We start from the raw sequence: 14,902 nt of genomic DNA, 5'->3' as shown, positions 1-14,902 counted from the left end.
TCTCTTAGCGATAATTAAATCTAAATATCGCTAAAATGAATACAGATCAATTAATCAATTCGTTTCTGAAATCACATGTCTACCCTTCTCTACGAGAGATCATAAGAGAAGAGCTTCAGAAAAATGAGCAACACAGTAATTTTTCATCAGGTGATGAATACCTGACTGCCAAAGAATCCGCAGAATTTCTAGGTGATGCACTTCAAACTTTTTACGGCCGTACTTCCAGAGGTGAGATCAATACCTACGGCTCTGGAAAAAGGATTTTTTGCAAACGCTCCGAACTCGCTGCCTGGAAGGAAAAGCAGCGCACTAAAACAAAAGATGCTGAAAGAGAAGAGATAAGAGCTGATATCCGAAAAAGGAAGTGGAGTAGATAGATTCTCACCTAATCTACTTGCACTTCTACTTTTAAATTTTTCACACGTTAAAGTACAAAAATTATGACTAACGAATATATCAGGGTCGGAACCCAATATTACAAAATCATTGAAAAGCCTAATCTCTTTAATGGCTCTACTGATACCATTATGGTGCCCTGGAGCCGACAAGCAATTGTGGATGACCACGGTAAAAAGTTTATTTACGATATTCCTACATATAACTCTTTTGTTTCGGTGCCCGATCACCTAAACTTTCAACAGGAAATACATGGCTGTTATAATATATACCACAAATTATCTCATCAACCTAAAATGGGTGAGATCAGTAGTACTATGACTTTCCTTAAACATATTTTTGGTGACCAATTGGAGTTAGGGATAGAATATATGGCTTTATTGTATTTAAGGCCTATTGAAAAATTACCAGTGCTATGTTTAGTCAGTCAAGAAATGAATACCGGTAAAACCACTTTCCTAAATTGGCTTAAGCTTATTTTTCAGAGAAACATGACTCTAAATACCAATGAGGAGTTTAAAAGCAAGTTTAATGCAGACTGGACTGGGAAAGCAATTATTGGCGTGGATGAAACCTTTTTAGATAGAAAAGAGGATAGTGAGAGGATGAAAAATCTTAGTACATCTAAAACAGTAAAAGAAGAAGGTAAAGGCAAGGATAAAATTGAAATTCCCTTTTTTGGTAAGTTTATCCTATGCTCAAATAATGAAAAGAATTTCATTTACATAGATCGTGAAGAAATCAGATATTGGGTAAGAAAAATTAACCCATTAACTCATGATGACCCCTTTTTACTTGATAAACTAAATCAAGAGATACCTGCTTTCCTTCACTATTTAATTTCCCGAGGTATTACAACTGAACGTAAAAGTCGTATGTGGTTTCCTCCAGAGGAAATAGAAACTGATGCACTTCTTGTACTAAAGCAAAATAACGAGTCTATTGCAGAAAAAGAGTTGAAAGAAATTATCTCTGACTATTTGCTCACCTTTAATTTAGATAAAGCTCATTTTGTCATTGATGAGCTAATTGAGCGCCTTGTTAAGGCTAGAGTTAAAAATGTTAATAGGCACTATATAAGCTCTATTTTAAGGGACAAATGGAGACTTAAACCCAAGGCTAATGCTTCTACTTACAAGTCATACTATTTTGTAGCGGAGAGTACAGAGATTTTAAGTATGACCAAGCAAGGTAGATACTACACTTTTTTGAGAGAGGATTTTGTAGAGACTGATACCAGCGGAGCAATCTCAAAATAATTGGTTTTATAATTTGTGTGTTGGCTTGTTGGTTATTTTGTCTTTTGTAACTGTTTTTCAGCTACTTATAACACCTACATAGAACCAACATTGAACCAACAAACCAACATCATATTTTTTTCTTCAATTATCATGTTGGTTCAACCTATCAAATAACCTGCTGTCTTTCAATTAATTAAGTTTTCCTACCAACCTACGTCCAATTTGGTTTTCACACCCCCCTGGGGGATAAAATTTATATACAAATGAAAAATGATCTAACACATAGAGCCGTAGATACATATCTGAAAATGATGCCATGTAAGGAGTATAGAGTACAAATGGTGTATTTTGATGACTTAAAAAGAGAGGAAAAAGGTAAAAAGCCGCAAAAAAGAATATGGTCTGGCCCGCAGGTATTCAAAAGCATTGACTTTTTGAAAAGTTTAAACGCTCAAGGTTTCCATATTTACGCAAGGCCGCTATCAATGCGATATATATTTATTGATGATATTTCAAAGGATCAATTGGCATCAGTTCGACAAATAAAGCCTGTAATCATTATGGAAAGTAGTCCTGATAATTATCAGGCTTTTCTAAAGCTTAAGGAAACTCCCAAATCCAGAGAGGAAGCATTACATATTTGTAGATTTATAGCTGAAAGGTTCAATGCTGACCTTGGCAGTGCCGATCCAGATCATTTAGGTAGATTACCAAATTTTGCAAACAGAAAACCAAAATATCAATCTGAGGGTGGTTTATTTCCTTTTGTCAAACTTCAATATGCATTTAATCAAATTTCCAACATTTCTCCCCCCTCCGGGGGCTTGTGTTCAAATGATCACTTTCCTGCTGCTAAACGCATTCCACAAAAATCATTTGCAGACAGAAGCCGTGAAGATTTTGCAATTACCTGCCAGATGTTGAAACGAGGATGTAGTGATCAGGAAATTTATGAAACCTTAATATTAAGAGACAAAGCCGTAGAAAAAAGAAAACACGGACCAAAATATGTATGGACTACGATTAAGAATGCTAAGAAGAGACTTAATTTGAATTCCCTAAATTTATAATGGATATTAAAGTTTAAATTTAGGCAATGAACCTACTAACTATTTCTAATAGAATCACTGATAATTGGTCTCTTAAGAAAGCAATAGGGTGCTTTAAAATGGTAATAATTCTTTTTATTATTATAGTTTTTACAATCCTTCATATAACTTGGATATACTATTTGGGCTACGAAAGAGTATGGTTTTATGGGTGTTATTCACTTATTGACTCATATTTTCAAAGTATAAAACTTCCTATTTTAGGCTTAGTAGCTATTATCGGCACTTTACTTGGAGTTTCATTGCCAATTTATCTTAGCATCCTCTCTCGCCTTTCTGAGCAATATGATGATGGTGAAATAAAAGAAGTATTTTTAAAAGAAAAGTACTATATAATTCAACTTAAGTTCGTTATCCCATTAATCGGGATTATTGCGCTGATGCATTTATGGAAAGAACGACATTGGATAATAGAAGTAATTTGTTTTTTACTACTTACAATGTGTATCTACTTTTTCTACATGTTCATAAAAACCATTCAAATTTATTCTACGAACTTTGAAAATTATTATTTAGAAAAACTTCAAAATGAAATTGAAGATATTTTACATTGAAAGTTTAGCTGAAATTATTAAGAAATTAGAAAAGTTTGGAAAAGTATTAGCAATAAAAACAAGGAAAGAGAATGAATTATCAGTAGCTAAAAATCTTTCTTGGTTAGAAACAAATTTTGATAAACTATTAAAATTGAGCGAAACTAACCCAATCAAGTTTAATGCCTTTATAAATCCATACAAGTCCTACACAAAACTTTCGGTTGATATTTCTCAACTAGGTTATAGTTCTATTAATTTTGAGGAATCTTATGTAAATACCAGCCCTAAAACTTTTACTGAGGATAATATTTTCCCTTCCACCAATCAGTTAATTTCTTCTTACTCTGCATATGATAGTATAATATTCATTTATCAAGATGTGCTTGACAAAGTTCAAGTTGCTGCTGTAAGCTCCAACAAGGATATTATTTTAAGAAACTGCCAATACATAGCTGGTAACTGGCTGTATAAACTGAATAAATTAGATAAAATAGAAAACATAAATTTTAATAGTGTTGTATCTGTATACCTTAAAAATATTATATATTTCACTGAGAAAAATTTACAGACATTTTTAACCTTTAAAAAAGGTAATGTATTACTGTCCTCTTATAGAATCCTATTAGAAATAATTTTTAAAGAAGACTTTAACATTAGAGATGAGAACATATTCTTTAAGTCATTACTAAATGAATTAATTCTTCGTGTAAATTATGAAGACTACAATGAAATAAAGAATTTCTTACGGTCCATTACTCATGGCTCTTATAGTTTTCATGAATCAAGTGATAGCTACTTTAAACTTAGAAGAATTTTAGCTAGTGAAGATGAAACTGGTGAGAGCAATGGATTTGAAGAAAAACTAAGAAATTACCACTCAATTTTCACTAAAAATGAATTTGATGCATATTTAGATGATCTTGAAAAGATAAGGCAACTTAAGGTAGTAAGGGATAACAAGGAATACTTATCTATAATAAGAGAGCTTAAAATGTTATTTCTAAGTGCTTTTAAGTACAATAGACTAAGACTAATTGTATTATCATTTTTAGCATATTGCCTGTTTAAAAAGACATTTAATATTATTGACTTTTACTTTAATTTCCACAACCCTCCTGATAATGATGCCATTTGGGCAAATAGAGATATTTTACCTAGAGACCTATTTGAACTTCTTCCAATTATAAAGCATTCAAGTTTTATTGCCGACCAATTAATTTATTTTTTTCCCGATCATCATGGAAGTGGAATCTACGTGACCCAATTATTTATTCTACTGTTTTTAAAGAATTATCATATTGATGAGGAAGAAAGAAAGCGTGTAGTAACAAACCATGTAAATAGCCTTAAAAGATCTGAAACAGAACTCCTAAAGGGTAATATCCAAAGTGTACTTAACTCTCTTGAAAACTTTCCTAAACGTCCCTCAGAATATTTATATCAAAGTTACCTTGATGAAGCTAAGAAAAAATTATTAACCAAATTCTTAAAAGATATTATTAGTGACATAGATCAAAATCTACAAGTTCAAGAAGAGTCATCTCCTATCTCTGAAGAGACCATAAAAAGTTTCAAAGAAAACTTACTTAATTCTTATAATAAAGCCTCTTTATTAAAGGAGTTATTTAAGTATTATGGTAATTATGAAATAAGAAAAGATATTTACAACTATCAGTACTCTTTTGGTTATAGCGATATAAGAGATAGGATAGAATTTTTAGAAGAAATTTCAAGTGGTTACGTAAGTTCTGCACGTTCGTATGGTATGCAATTTTCTACAATTGAGAACTCTCTTATTCTAAGCGAAATTCGGGGGAGTATTGAAAGTAAAAGTCAAGTTCCAATTTACGAATATGAGCTAGAAGACACTTTAGATAATATTGATTTGAAGCAGAAGATCCTAATTAGCTGCAATGTTGGTCTAAATTATAAATTAAGAAAAAATAAAAATTTTCAAATAAAGGAAGAACCGGAGAAAAAAAGACCAGAGTTGAGTCCTGTCTTAATGGATAAACTTATTGGAAAATATAAAGAGGCTAATGTATTTGAAATTAACGATAGATTTTTCCAAAGGTCTATCTACATTTTACCTAAACAGATTGGTAAATTCTATCAAATGCCAATAGAAACAGAAGGAGCAATCCAATATGAAGAAATAGGAGAGGGTATATACTTTAACATAGTAGATTTTTCATTAGAAGAAAAAGAAAGAAGCTCTCTAATTGAAAAGAATCCTGATTGGCTAACTAACGAAGTGGGTAAAGATTCAGAAAAACAAAAAAGTTACCTTTTGAGAAAAGTGTGGATCAGGTTATATAAAAATTCAAAGGTAGATTTTCCTGATAATACAGATAGCTATTACATTACTTTTAAATAAAACGTGTACACTTTTGTGTATACTCAATAAAAAAGCACTTACAAATTTCTTCGTAAGTGCTTGATAATCAAGTGGGTCCTGTAGGATTCGAACCTACGACCCCCTGCTTGTAAGGCAGGTGCTCTAAACCAACTGAGCTAAGAACCCATTATTTGTCCTTCTGAGAATGTCTTTTTCCAAAAGGTCCTGCAAAGGTAATAGTCATTTCTGGAAATACAAGTTCTCATCAATTACTTTTTTTAATTTTTTTAGCCTAAACTTTTTCTCGGCTTTGTGTGTAAGTTTTTAAACATAATAAGCTGAGTCATAATTGATATTGCGTATCATATTTGAACAGATCTTCCCGTTATCTTTCTAAACCAGTTGATACTTTGATCCGAAAGCTCTTCCTTATACTTTGTGTCACCTTCTTTCTCCTTCTGGCAGGGGGCAGCATATTGACCTATCTTTATCAGGATCAGCTGGTTAAGCATTTTATTACCCAGGCCAATCAGCTATTGGCTACTCCCGTAAAAGTCAAAAATATCCGGCTCTCACTCTGGGAAAAATTTCCTCAAATAGCGATTTCCCTTGAGGATGTAAAAATTATGGGAAGTATAGCCAGAAATACTGCTGCCGGACAGGAGCCATCTGAGACGGATAGCCTTTTAGCGCACGCTAAGCAACTGGATTTTACCTTTAACATCTGGCATTTCATTCAGGGTGAATATGTAATTGATAAGGTGTACCTGACCCATAGCGAAGTGATGCTGGCCATCAACGGAGATGGAGAGAATAACTACAGCATATTCAAGAAAAGAGAAACTGACACTACAGATCAAAATAATGCCACTCCTCTTCGGTTTCAGCTACAAAAAATTTATCTGAAAGATGTAAGCGTTAGCTATGAGGACCTTCCCGTCCTGCAGCACCACAAATTACTCGCCCAAGAGGTAGAAGCTGAACTTGAAGTAGTAGGTGAGCAGTATGACATTGCCCTTGAAGGAGAGCTGACGAGTCACTTTATCCGTATAGGTTCAGACGCTTACTTCCAAAATAAGCCTTTACAATTGGCAACTCAGCTTTACTATGACTATGCCAATCGTCACCTCAGTATTGATACTACCCGCATTGGTGTGGGTTCGGGAAAGTTTCTTCTGAGTGGTCTGGTTGATCAGCAGAATGATAATTTTGTAGACCTTAAAATTCATGGAGAGCATACAGATTTGCAAACACTTTTATCCCTGCTCCCAGAATCTATCGTACAGCAGTGGCAGGCTTACCGGAGCGAAGGAGATGCTTATTTTGAGGGAAGAGTTATAGGAAAAGTAAACCGTACAGAAGACCCTCTGGTAGAGTTACAATTTGGTGCGCATCATGCTTCCTTTTACCATCCTGACTATCAGAAGAGGATGGAAAATATCAGCCTGGATGGAAGTTTTACCAATGGCAAAGGACACAGCTTACGCACTTCTCAGCTTGATTTACTAAATATCCATGGTCAACTGGATGGTAGACCCATTGCCGGAAGCCTGACGGTAAGTAATTTTGAGGACTACTTTCTTCGTTGCCAGGTCAAAACAAATATGGATATCAATTCGCTTTTTGCTTTTTATCCTGTAGATGAAATTAAGGCAGCAAGAGGTGAATTGGATGCGGATTTTGAGATCAGCGGCTGGCTGAAAGACCTGAAGGGAGAAAGCCACAATTACTGGCAGCGCATCAAAAGCAGCGGAGATATCAGCCTACAGGACGTAGACCTGCTGTGGCAGGCCGATAAACTTCCAATACAGAAGCTGAATGGTAATCTGATGTTCAAGGGAAATGACTTATCCATTAGTAATATGGAGGGCTATGTAGGTAATAGCCATATGGTGCTGAATGGTATGCTGCGCAATGCTTTCGCCTATTTACTGTCCGATACCCAGCCCATCCATATAGAAGCCGACCTTTATTCACGGCAAATTGACATGGACGAAATGCTTTCTGGGCAGACTTCATCTCATCCTGCCTCCGCCAGTTGGCAGGAAGTTGCCGACAAACAGCCTTATCGCTTCAAGTTAGATCCTAAGCTTCAGCTTGCTTTTGACTGCCATGTGGAGAAAATCAAGTTCAGAAGGTTTAGGGGTAGAAACCTAAAGGGCAAACTGGAGGTAGATGATCAGATCGCCAGACTTAAACAATCATCCATTCTGACAACAGGAGGTAAAGTTACAGCTCAGGCTTATGTCAATGCCCGTAGACCCGATATTATTACAGTTAATGCGAATACCGCTTTTGAACATCTAAGAGCAGACAGCATTTTCTATACTTTTGAAGATTTCGGGCAGGACTTCCTTACCACCCGCCACCTAGAAGGTAAGATTTATGCCGATGTAGATTGGGACATGACTTTTAACCACAGTTTGCAACTGGACTATCCCTCTTTGAAAGTTGATATTCTAGCAACCATACGGGAAGGAAAGCTGAATAACTTTGAGCCTATGCAAAAGCTCGCTCGCTTTGTAGAGGAAGAAAGCCTTTCCCGCCTTCGTTTTGCGGAACTCAACAACCACATTCGTATTCAGGATCAGAAAATTTTTATTCCCCGCATGCAGGTTAGTTCCAACGTCTCCGAGATCTGGGTAGAGGGTGTGCATACTTTTGATAACCATATTGATTATCGCTTTGAGGTGCCTATGAAAACTTTCAGCATTCGTAAAGCTGCGGCCAGAGAAAGGGCCAAAGCCCGGGAAGAGCAGTTTGGAGAAATTCTGGAAGACGATGCTGCGCCTATTCAGCTCTTCTTGAAAGCCGAAGGCACAGTGGATGACTATAAGATCAGCTACGATATGCAATCTGCCAAAGCCAAATTCAAGGATAACCTGCAAACTGAGAAAGAAGAGTTAAAACAAATCATCAAAAATAAAGGAGCTCAGCCCACCTATCAGTTAGAGTTGGACGAAGACGATTATTTTGATTTTGAAGACAAACAATCTTCCTCTAACAGAAAGCCCTGATTGTAGAGTATTTTATATCTTGCGCCCCATGCGTAAAATTTGCCTATTTGCCCTTCTTTTTTTTTATACCACTGCTGTTCAGGCACAATCCATAACCGACCTTGCAGATAAAGTCATAGATTTTTTTTCCGGCACTATTGAAACCGACTCCGGTGCCTATCCGGTCAGCTGGGTGGTGGCTCCTCTCCTAGCCTATTCACCCGAAACCAGTGTACAACTTGGCCTGGGTAGTGTGATATTATTTAAGCCTAAAAATGCGCTGCAAGAGGATCGTCCGTCTTCGCTTTTTTTCTCAGCCCGTTATACCCTAAATCAGCAGATTACTGCCTCACCAACTTATGCTGTTTTTAGCCGGGGTGAAAAGTATCTTCATAAAGGAAAGCTGGATTTTCGGAAGTTTCCCCTCTTTTATTATGACATTGGCAACGACACCCCTGAGTCAAACGAAGAGTTATACGGGATCAGCACATTGAGTCTTGAGCATTTGACGTATCGTAATATTATCGGAAAACTCTATGCAGGAGCGGGCATTCGTTTTCTTCGGACTTATCAACTGGACTTTGAAGAAGGGGGCATTTTAGCTACCGAGCAGCCTATAGGAAGTAAGGCGTATTCTGCTGCCGGACTTAACTTCGGACTGCTGTTTGATAACCGGAATAACCTGATGAGCACCACTACCGGAGTGCTGGCGGAGTTTAAGCATCAGGTACACCGCTCATGGCTGGGCAGTGATTTTGATTATTCATTAAGTAAACTTGATGTTCGTACGTATTGGTCACCTTTCCAGAACAGAAGTGATATACTGGCATGGCAGCTTTATGCTTATCTGAGCGATGGAGATGTACCTTTTAATGAACTGGCTCCGCTGGGAGGCGATATGATCATGAGAGGGTATTACCAGGGCCGCTACCTGGATAAAAACCTCCTTGCCACTCAGGCTGAGTATAGGATGCCAGTATGGAAAAAACTGAGTGCGGTTGCCTTTATTGGTTTTGGAGATGTTTCTCCTCAGCTAAGTACCTTTCAAATTAGAGAACTCAAATATTCGCTGGGGGGAGGCTTACGTTATTCTGTGCTCCCTGGAGAAAGTCTTAACATTCGTTTTGACTATGCTTTTGGTAAGGATACGCAGAATTTTTACATCAATATATCCGAAGCTTTTTAGACTGAGTAAACCTTTTAGCCAAATATTTTGCCTAACAATCCTTTTGATTTAGGCTCAGGCATCTGCATTTCTTCCTCAGGCTTCAGTACTCTCCATACTTCGCTCCACCCCGGAAAACCACCCAGATTACGATCGTCAATATAAATATCAGCTACTATTTTAGGGCTATCTTCAGGGTCCAGTACTTCTCCCGGATAGTTACTGTTAACAGAATAAAACTCTATTCCGTTCTCCCGACAGAATGCGACGGCTTCTTCCAGACTTCTTCCTCTGCGGCAGGTCCACAGTATTAGCTTATGCCGATCTTGGTGTAAGGCCTTAAGGGTTTCAAAAGCAAACAACTGAGGTTTGCCTATTTTAGGGTATGCATCTTCTACGACGGTTCCGTCAAAATCTACCGCTATGATCATATAATTATTTTGCTTTAAATTTAATCTTTTTGGTACAAATCTAAGAATAAATCAAGTTTTAAAAAAATGTCCCCTCTTCACTTACTTCAGCTTAACGTGAATTGATCTAGCATAGTTTGTCTATAAACAAAAAGCGAGACCTGTTTTAGATCTCGCTCAGTACAAATATTAAAAGTCTTGTTTAAGCCATTGTAATATCTTTGTCTAAGTATACATCCTGAATGGTTTGCAATATTTCAACACCTTCGTTGAAAGGTCGCTGAAAGGCTTTACGTCCCATAATCAAGCCCAGGCCTCCTGCCCTTTTATTGATTACTGCGGTCAGTACTGCATCTTTGGTATCTGATTCACCGGAAGAAGCTCCTCCCGAATTGATTAATCCAATCTTTCCCATATAGCAATTGGCTACCATATAACGAGTGAGATCTATAGGATGATCTGTGCTAAGTTTGTCGTACATATCAGGGTCAAATTTTCCAAAATTTAGTGCCTTAAACCCTCCATTATTGACTGGTAACTTCTGTTTAATTAAATCTGCCTGAATCGTGACTCCGATATGACAAGCCTGACTACTTACGTCGGTGGCGTTATGGTAATCTACTCCATCTTCTTTAAATTCGTTGTTGCGGGTATAACACCAAAGAATGGTTCCCATGCCCAGTTCGTGCGCATACTCAAAAGCTTCCGCTACCTCCTGTATCTGCCGGTCAGATTCTTCTGAGCCAAAATAAATTGTTGCCCCTACCGCGACTGCACCCAGATTCCAGGCATCTCTTACTGAGCCAAACATAATCTGATCATACTTATTGGGATAGGTCATCAACTCATTGTGATTGATTTTGACAATAAAGGGAATCTTGTGAGCGTACTTTCTAGAGTTTTGGGCGAGTACACCGAAAGTTGTAGCTACAGCATTGCAGCCCCCTTCCATAGCCAGTCTGATGATATTCTCTCCATCAAAATATATAGGGTTAGGTGCAAAGGAAGCTCCGGCGGTATGCTCAATTCCCTGATCTACGGGTAAGATGGAAATATAGCCCGAGCCTCCCAACCGACCGTGGTCAAACATTTGTTGCAGGCTGCGCAGTACCTGTGGTGAACGGTTGGAAAGCCCAAAGCTTTCATCTACATAGTTTGGTGAGGGCTGACGAATATCTTCTTTAGAAAAAGTATTGGAAGTATAGGAAAGCAGCGCTTCTGCATCATCTCCCAGATATTGTATGATTTTTTCATTTGGCATGGCTTTGTATATTTTGGTTCACACTTGATCTCTTGAATCACTATATATAGTGACTAATTAATAGAGAACTTGTTTGTTAAAAACTTAAGAGTATATTTGAACAAACGTTCAATTATATTCAATGAATACTAAAGACCATATTATAGCCACTGCACTGGAGCTGTTTAGCAGAAATGGATATGAAAAAACATCAATCCGGGAAATTGCCAGAACGGCCAACCTCTCTTTGGGTCTGATGTATAATTACTTCAAAAGCAAAGATGCTTTACTTGAGCGAATACTGATGGAAGGCTTAGTGGATATCAAAGCTTCCTTTACCTTTCCAAGAGACTCTGAGGATCCGCTGAAAGATCTGGTGGAAAATACTTTTCGTATTCTCCATGAAAAAAGAAGACACTGGCGACTGATCCACAGCATACGCATGCAGGAGGCTACGATGAAAAGGTTTGAAGCAGAACAGGAAGAAATTAAAAGTTATATCCTCACAGAACTCAGTGTGATTCTGGAAAAAATGGGTTATACACAACCTATGCCTGAAGCTATTTTATTGTACGCCAGTATTGATGGGCTGGCCGCACATTTCCTGCTCAATGAGAGGTATCCAATTTCTAAAATGGCTGCTCTGTTGGTAGAAAAATATAAGTTGCCTCAGTATGGATCGTAGCTGGGTAGACTGGGAAAATTATCCATTTCAGGCGCATTATTTTGGGGCTGAACAAGGCCGCATGCATTATGTAGATGAGGGTGAAGGTGAGGTAGCCGCCTTTGTCCATGGTACTCCGGTATGGTCTTATGTGTACCGCCACCTGATCAAAGATCTTTCTACCCACTATCGCTGTGTTGCCGTAGACCAGTTGGGCTTTGGCTTCTCTGACAAACCGCAGAATGCTGACTATTCACCTGAAGCACATGCTCAACGACTGGAAAACCTGCTGGAGCAACTTCAATTAGAACCCCTGACGCTGGTGGTTCATGACTTCGGAGGACCAATAGGATTAAGCTATTTGTTCAAGTATTCTGAGAAAGTAAAGAAAATAATCTTATTCAACCCCTGGATGTGGTCGCTTAATGATTATCCGGAATTCGTAAGAGTGGGAAAGATTGCAGGAAGTATTTTTGGAAAGGTGTTATTCAAATACTTTAACTTCTCGCCCAAGGTACTGATCAATCAGGCCTTTTACGATAAAAGCAAACTGAGCACAGCTACACATCAGCAGTACATACAGGCATTTCCTGACCCCAAATCCCGCTCCGGACCCGTTGCTTTTGCCAAACACCTCCTGGCAAGTAGTGATTGGTTCAACCAGCTTTGGGAGAAGAGGCAAATTCTCAAAGAAAAACCCACCTTAATACTTTGGGGCAATAAAGATACTTTGTTAAGCCCTGCATTGCTCAAGCGCTGGAAAGAATGCTTGACTGATGCTAAAGTAATTGAACTTGAAAGCGGACATTTTGTACAGGAGGAAAAGCCAAGGGAGGTTTTAGAGCATATCAGTCAATTTTTAAAGAAGCGTGAAAAATAGGAGAGTAAACATTCAAACTCAAATGCTAAAAAGAAGGTCTCGGTAATAGAAAAAAGTCCTTCCAAACTTAAATATTTGGAAGGACAAAAATTATTTACAGATCTGCCAGATTTTAGAAATGGCGACGCCTAGTCCTGGCAGATCTACTATCATCTTTAAGCTCCTGCCTTAATATTTTTGCAATTATTCAAATAGCTCCTGCACCGGCTGCCCATTTGCCCCATCAGGTAAGGCTATGTTGAGCAGCATAGAAAGTGTCGGTGCGATATCGGTAACCCTATGATATTGTACACTTTCACCAGCCTTAATACCCCAGCCATAAAACAGCATGGGCACATGGGTGTCATAATTATAACCCGTGCCGTGTGAGGTTCCCTGCATGCGGCTGCTATTCAGAAAGCCGGGCTCCAGAGTATATAATATATCGCCTGAACGCTGAAAATTATAGCCCATCTGCAGCAACTGACGCTGACCTCGGGTATATTCAAACTTGCGCATGGTGGTGGCCGTAAAGGTTTCTTTAATTCCTTTGAAATCCATCAGGCGATCGGCCACAAAATCCTGTATTTCTTCCAGTTCTATACCTTTATCTTCAATCAATTGATGATCGAGTAGAATCTGGCTGCTGGCATGCTCTATCCACTTACCTTCTCCATACTTTTGTATCAGTTCCTGCTGAATGATGTTAGCAATTTTTGAAATCTCCAGGTATCCTCCGGGCATGTTTACGTCTACCAATAGCTTAGGCACATCCAGAACGGCATGGTCCGCAGTTAAAAATACCAGATAATTGCCTTCTCCTACCTGTTCATCCAAAGTATTGAGCAGGTCTGCCATATCCCGGTCCAGACGAATATAAGTATCCTGCAACTCTTTGGATTGTGCTCCAAAGGCATGGCCTATGTAATCAGTAGATGAAAAGCTGACCGCTAAAAAATCTGTTTCTTCCCCTTGTCCTAAAGACTCTGCATCTAAAGCAGCCTTAGCAAAGTCTACTACTAAGGTATTTCCAAAAGGCGTGGTGCTTAATAGCCCATATCCATTTGAATTTTTATTCAAAGCTTTTAGATCATAGGGAAAGGTGGAAGCCTTATCATCTGAAAGCTGCACTTCGTAAGCACTTTCATCGTCAGCGCTGGCAGTGTATTCTTCAATAGGTAAAAGGGTATTCCAAGTCTGGCTGAGATACTTCGCCGGCAGTTTCTTTTGGTTGAACTGCTTCACCCACGGCGGCAAGTCTTGCATGTAGAAAGTAGAAGTCATCATCTCCCCTGTGCTTCCATCATACCAATAAGCGGCATCCGCTCTATGGCCGGCGGGTAGTGCCGACCCACGATCTTTGATAGAAATACCGATTACTTTGCTTCTGCCTTGAGTAGTCATTTTAAGCTGGTCAGTGATGGTGCTGCTCAACATGTTCCGGGGAGAGATCTGACCGGCTCCTTCTGAGCCACCTACTGCGGATACTGTGGTATCTTCCGCGCAATAAACGGTACGTTTAAGTTCGCGGCTATACCAGTCATTGGAGATGATGCCATGGGTAGCAGGCGTAGTGCCAGTATATACAGAAGCATGGCCGGGGCCGGTATAAGTAGGAATGTAGTTATAATGGGCGTTGCGAGCCATAAAACCCTGGTTCATCAAACGCTTGAATCCATCATCGCCAAATTTATCATAAAATCGCAGTAAGTATTCCTGACGCATCTGGTCTACGACGATACCTACTACCAGTTTTGGTTGCTCGGATGGGTCGGTATCGGGTGTGGCGGAGGCTGTGAGCAAGCTGAAGCAGGCCAGTGCCCACAGCAGCATCATTTTTCTTAACATTTTACTCAATTTTCAATTCAACAAAAAAGATAGCTTAGAGATTGACATGCCTATAACAAGAATGATAAGCACATGATTTTCAAATATCTCATTCTTT

12 protein-coding genes and 1 tRNA gene are annotated in these 14,902 nt (G+C 38.5%); 9 read left to right on the top strand and 4 right to left on the bottom strand.

Annotated elements, in window-relative coordinates; translation table 11 throughout:
- Positions 1-35 precede the first annotated feature (35 nt).
- The 5 genes from WJR50_RS00780 to WJR50_RS00760 all read left to right on the top strand — a co-directional run bounded on the left by WJR50_RS00780 (position 36) and on the right by WJR50_RS00760 (position 5,662).
- Entirely contained in the window at positions 36-380 is a 345-nt protein-coding gene (locus WJR50_RS00780) for a helix-turn-helix domain-containing protein (protein WP_341291297.1), read from the top strand.
- 63 nt (positions 381-443) lie between these two features.
- A complete protein-coding gene (locus WJR50_RS00775) occupies positions 444-1,658 on the top strand; it encodes a primase-helicase family protein (protein ID WP_341291296.1) in 1,215 nt (404 codons plus the stop codon).
- A 245-nt stretch (positions 1,659-1,903) separates the two neighbouring features.
- Entirely contained in the window at positions 1,904-2,710 is an 807-nt protein-coding gene (locus WJR50_RS00770) for a DNA-primase RepB domain-containing protein (RefSeq protein WP_341291295.1), read from the top strand.
- Positions 2,711-2,736: 26 nt separating this feature from the next.
- On the top strand, positions 2,737-3,303 hold the full coding sequence (locus tag WJR50_RS00765; protein ID WP_341291294.1) for a hypothetical protein: 567 nt from the start codon (positions 2,737-2,739) through the stop codon (positions 3,301-3,303).
- Positions 3,278-5,662: a hypothetical protein gene (locus WJR50_RS00760; protein WP_341291293.1), complete on the top strand. Its 2,385-nt coding sequence runs from the start codon at positions 3,278-3,280 to the stop codon at positions 5,660-5,662. The genes WJR50_RS00765 and WJR50_RS00760 overlap by 26 nt, the downstream gene beginning before the upstream one ends.
- A gap of 72 nt (positions 5,663-5,734) precedes the next feature.
- Here WJR50_RS00760 and WJR50_RS00755 read toward each other — a convergent pair.
- Positions 5,735-5,809 (bottom strand) — tRNA-Val (locus WJR50_RS00755).
- A 224-nt stretch (positions 5,810-6,033) separates the two neighbouring features.
- Here WJR50_RS00755 and WJR50_RS00750 point away from each other — a divergent pair.
- The gene (locus WJR50_RS00750; protein WP_341291292.1) at positions 6,034-8,640 is read left to right on the top strand and encodes an AsmA-like C-terminal region-containing protein; all 2,607 of its coding nucleotides are present in this window, start codon (positions 6,034-6,036) and stop codon (positions 8,638-8,640) included.
- 28 nt (positions 8,641-8,668) lie between these two features.
- Positions 8,669-9,805: a BamA/TamA family outer membrane protein gene (locus tag WJR50_RS00745; RefSeq protein ID WP_341291291.1), complete on the top strand. Its 1,137-nt coding sequence runs from the start codon at positions 8,669-8,671 to the stop codon at positions 9,803-9,805.
- A 14-nt stretch (positions 9,806-9,819) separates the two neighbouring features.
- Here the strand turns inward: WJR50_RS00745 and WJR50_RS00740 are convergent, their stop codons facing one another.
- The gene (locus WJR50_RS00740; RefSeq protein ID WP_341291290.1) at positions 9,820-10,215 is read right to left on the bottom strand and encodes a BT0820 family HAD-type phosphatase; all 396 of its coding nucleotides are present in this window, start codon (positions 10,213-10,215) and stop codon (positions 9,820-9,822) included.
- A 181-nt stretch (positions 10,216-10,396) separates the two neighbouring features.
- Positions 10,397-11,455 (bottom strand): class I fructose-bisphosphate aldolase, encoded by a 1,059-nt coding sequence (locus tag WJR50_RS00735; protein ID WP_341291289.1) that lies wholly within the window; start codon positions 11,453-11,455, stop codon positions 10,397-10,399.
- 121 nt (positions 11,456-11,576) lie between these two features.
- On the opposite strand from WJR50_RS00735, the gene WJR50_RS00730 reads away from it, so the two are divergent.
- The gene (locus WJR50_RS00730; protein ID WP_341291288.1) at positions 11,577-12,119 is read left to right on the top strand and encodes a TetR/AcrR family transcriptional regulator; all 543 of its coding nucleotides are present in this window, start codon (positions 11,577-11,579) and stop codon (positions 12,117-12,119) included.
- The gene (locus WJR50_RS00725) at positions 12,109-12,978 is read left to right on the top strand and encodes an alpha/beta fold hydrolase (RefSeq protein ID WP_341291287.1); all 870 of its coding nucleotides are present in this window, start codon (positions 12,109-12,111) and stop codon (positions 12,976-12,978) included. Before WJR50_RS00730 ends, WJR50_RS00725 begins: the two co-directional genes overlap by 11 nt.
- A gap of 183 nt (positions 12,979-13,161) precedes the next feature.
- On the opposite strand, the gene pafA is transcribed toward WJR50_RS00725, so the two are convergent.
- Positions 13,162-14,805 carry an alkaline phosphatase PafA gene (gene pafA / locus WJR50_RS00720; protein ID WP_341291286.1) on the bottom strand — a complete coding sequence of 548 codons (1,644 nt, stop codon included), beginning with the start codon at positions 14,803-14,805 and terminating at the stop codon, positions 13,162-13,164.
- Between the last annotated feature and the right edge of the window lie 97 nt (positions 14,806-14,902).

The sequence above is a fragment of the Catalinimonas locisalis genome (assembly GCF_038039535.1).
GTDB lineage: Bacteria > Bacteroidota > Bacteroidia > Cytophagales > Cyclobacteriaceae > Catalinimonas.
Note: the sequence above shows the minus strand (reverse complement) of the source record. Positions and strands in the feature narration are given on the sequence as shown.

What these genes read in the sequence shown, in the direction of transcription:
- WJR50_RS00780 (WP_341291297.1), top strand. Translation starts at nt 36, where the DNA reads ATGAATACAGATCAATTAATCAATTCGTTTCTGAAATCACATGTCTAC.
- WJR50_RS00775 (WP_341291296.1), top strand. Translation starts at nt 444, where the DNA reads ATGACTAACGAATATATCAGGGTCGGAACCCAATATTACAAAATCATT.
- WJR50_RS00770 (WP_341291295.1), top strand. Translation starts at nt 1,904, where the DNA reads ATGAAAAATGATCTAACACATAGAGCCGTAGATACATATCTGAAAATG.
- WJR50_RS00765 (WP_341291294.1), top strand. Translation starts at nt 2,737, where the DNA reads ATGAACCTACTAACTATTTCTAATAGAATCACTGATAATTGGTCTCTT.
- WJR50_RS00760 (WP_341291293.1), top strand. Translation starts at nt 3,278, where the DNA reads ATGAAATTGAAGATATTTTACATTGAAAGTTTAGCTGAAATTATTAAG.
- WJR50_RS00745 (WP_341291291.1), top strand. Translation starts at nt 8,669, where the DNA reads ATGCGTAAAATTTGCCTATTTGCCCTTCTTTTTTTTTATACCACTGCT.
- WJR50_RS00740 (WP_341291290.1), bottom strand. Translation starts at nt 10,215, where the DNA reads ATGATCATAGCGGTAGATTTTGACGGAACCGTCGTAGAAGATGCATAC.
- WJR50_RS00735 (WP_341291289.1), bottom strand. Translation starts at nt 11,455, where the DNA reads ATGCCAAATGAAAAAATCATACAATATCTGGGAGATGATGCAGAAGCG.
- WJR50_RS00730 (WP_341291288.1), top strand. Translation starts at nt 11,577, where the DNA reads ATGAATACTAAAGACCATATTATAGCCACTGCACTGGAGCTGTTTAGC.
- WJR50_RS00725 (WP_341291287.1), top strand. Translation starts at nt 12,109, where the DNA reads ATGGATCGTAGCTGGGTAGACTGGGAAAATTATCCATTTCAGGCGCAT.
- pafA (WP_341291286.1), bottom strand. Translation starts at nt 14,805, where the DNA reads ATGTTAAGAAAAATGATGCTGCTGTGGGCACTGGCCTGCTTCAGCTTG.